The sequence below is a fragment of the Tepidanaerobacter sp. EBM-38 genome, from assembly GCA_001896545.1.
GTDB lineage: Bacteria > Bacillota > Thermosediminibacteria > Thermosediminibacterales > Tepidanaerobacteraceae > Tepidanaerobacter.
In genome coordinates, this window is the sequence record MPOT01000076.1 from 1 (window position 1) to 2292 (window position 2292).

Genomic DNA, 2292 nt, shown 5'->3' on the forward strand with positions numbered 1-2292 from the left:
ACAGGTCGGCATAGACAAAATGAAAATTGAAGGGGTAACTGTTAAAATATATGACAGAGACCGCACTATATGTGATGTCCTTCGCTATGAAAAGAAACTCGAGGAGGAAGTATTTACTAATGCTATAAAACGTTATATAAAAGATTCCAAGAAAAATGTGAGGAAGCTGTTTGAGTATGCCGTAATATTTAATATAAAAAATAAGGTGCAGACATATATAGGAGTGTGGCTGTAATGGGTAATATTGCAGCATCAGTTTTAGCAAGACTAAAAAACAAATCGAAAGAACAAGGCATTCCATTGCAACAGCTACTAAATTTATTTTGTCAAGAAGAGTTCATTAGGAGACTTTCAGAGAGCAACTATAAAGAAAATCTTATTCTTAAAGGCGGTTTTCTATTGTATTCAATTAGCGGATTTACTACAAGACCAACTGTTGATGCAGATTATCTTCTAAAAAATTATTCAAATGATTTATATGCAGTAGAAAAGCTTGTCAAAGAAGTTATTTCTTCACCTAGCAAAAATGATTTTGTAGAGTTTGAAATCAGAAACTTAGATATGATTAGCGAGATTAAAAGGTATCATGGCATAAGGGCAAGTCTAATCGGCATTATTGGAAGGACGAGGACACCTTTTAACATAGATTTTGGAGTGGGGGATATTATTATACCTTCACCGGTTAAAAGGACTCTGCCTGTAATTCTTCCGGAATTTGAAAAACCTGAAGTATTAACTTATTCTTTAGAGTCTACAGTTGCAGAAAAACTAGATGCCATTATCGTTTTAATGGAAGCAACAGGACGTATGAAGGATTTTTATGATATATATTATCTGGCAACAACCTTTGACTTTGAGGGAAGAAAGCTTCAAGAAGCAATCTATGAAACATTGTCTAATCGAGGCACACCATATGAAAAAGATTCTGTTGCCGTAATTTCTAGATTAGCAGAGGATTCCAACATTCTAAAGCGGTGGGATAATTTCTGCAAGAAAATATTGAAATATAAGCTTGACTTTAACCATGTTATCAAAGTAATTATTGATTTTCTTCAGCCGCCATATGAAGCATTGATTTTGGAAGATGAGCTGTTTGAAGATTGGAGCCATGAGAAAAAAGGATATGTTTAATTACAAAGCAGGCTAAAACTAGCTTGCTTTTTTGTAATAAATACCTTGACTTACCTGTGCTTTTGAGTGATATATAGACTACCAAAAAACACAGGGAGGGAAATGAAATGAAAAAGAAAGAGCGATTTACAACAGCCTATAACAACAAGGTCTACGAAGTTGCCGGAAGGTGGGAGGACGCCATTATCCTTTCCCCAGTGGACCCCGAAGATGATAATTGCCTGATTTACACAGCAGGTGAGATAGCAGAATTTCTTCTAACCGGCAGACTGCAAAAAGAAACAGAGGAAAAGAGAGCATTCTTCGGCAGAAAAATTGCCGACTTGGAAGCCCTAAAAGAGCTAACCCAGACAGCCTTGGGTGAAGGGCAAATTGGCTTTGCCTACCAGGTAACCAATAGGACCTGGCTCCTGCACCTTGGAATGATTGGCGATGAATATAAAACCGCTAGGAAGGTGCTTTTACCAAACCCCTTCAAGGGTAACAAAAACAATAATGTCCACTAAGAGAATTGTCTACCCCAGAACCGGGAGCTTTTATCAGGTGTTAAGCTCTGATGTTAAATCTAAGTCTGGGCTTAACCCTTCCTGTGTTATCTTAGATGAAATTTGGACTTATCCCAATCCGGACCTAGCTAGGATGCTGACTACCGGTTCCGGTGATGCCCGGGAGCAACCCCTGTTTATATATTTAACAACTGCCGGCAATAATCTTCAAGGTTACGGCTACGAGATGCATTGCAAAGCTAAAGATATTTTAACCGGCAGAAGAATTGATCCCACCTTCTTACCCATCATTTACGGCTTAGAAGAAGGGGACGATTGGGAGGATGAAAACAACTGGTATAAGGCCAATCCCAGTTTGGGCTATACCATTCAGATAGAAAGGGTGCGAGAACACTTCCTGCAAGCAAAACAAGACCCGGCTGAGGAAGCATTATTTAAGCAGCTTAGGCTTAATATGTGGCTGAAACAACAAATCAAGTGGATGCCCATGGATACCTGGGAGAAGTGAGCTCACCCGGTAGATGCGGAAAAACTCAAAGGCCGAGTGTGCTTCGGTGGTTTGGATTTATCAAGTACCACTGATATCACAGCCTTTGTTTTAGTTTTTCCTCCCATACCAGGTGACGATAAATATTACGTCCTGCCCTACTTCTGG

Annotated in this window: 3 protein-coding genes and 1 pseudogene; all 4 read left to right on the forward strand. The window is 39.1% G+C overall.

Features of this window, described 5'->3' with window-relative positions; translation table 11 throughout:
• Positions 1-235: pseudogene (locus BUC45_RS08445) on the forward strand (hypothetical protein); the annotation flags it as partial.
• On the forward strand, positions 235-1131 hold the full coding sequence (locus tag BUC45_RS08450; RefSeq protein ID WP_296971620.1) for a nucleotidyl transferase AbiEii/AbiGii toxin family protein: 897 nt from the start codon (positions 235-237) through the stop codon (positions 1129-1131). The pseudogene BUC45_RS08445 and the gene BUC45_RS08450, both read left to right, overlap by 1 nt.
• Before the next feature lie 107 nt (positions 1132-1238).
• Entirely contained in the window at positions 1239-1637 is a 399-nt protein-coding gene (locus BUC45_RS08455) for a hypothetical protein (protein WP_296971622.1), read from the forward strand.
• Positions 1627-2145: a terminase TerL endonuclease subunit gene (locus BUC45_RS08460; protein WP_296971625.1), complete on the forward strand. Its 519-nt coding sequence runs from the start codon at positions 1627-1629 to the stop codon at positions 2143-2145. The genes BUC45_RS08455 and BUC45_RS08460 overlap by 11 nt, the downstream gene beginning before the upstream one ends.
• Positions 2146-2292: the final 147 nt, after the last annotated feature.

Coding starts and splice junctions, on each gene's coding strand:
- BUC45_RS08450 (WP_296971620.1), top strand. CDS start 235: ATGGGTAATATTGCAGCATCAGTTTTAGCAAGACTAAAAAACAAATCG.
- BUC45_RS08455 (WP_296971622.1), top strand. CDS start 1,239: ATGAAAAAGAAAGAGCGATTTACAACAGCCTATAACAACAAGGTCTAC.
- BUC45_RS08460 (WP_296971625.1), top strand. CDS start 1,627: ATGTCCACTAAGAGAATTGTCTACCCCAGAACCGGGAGCTTTTATCAG.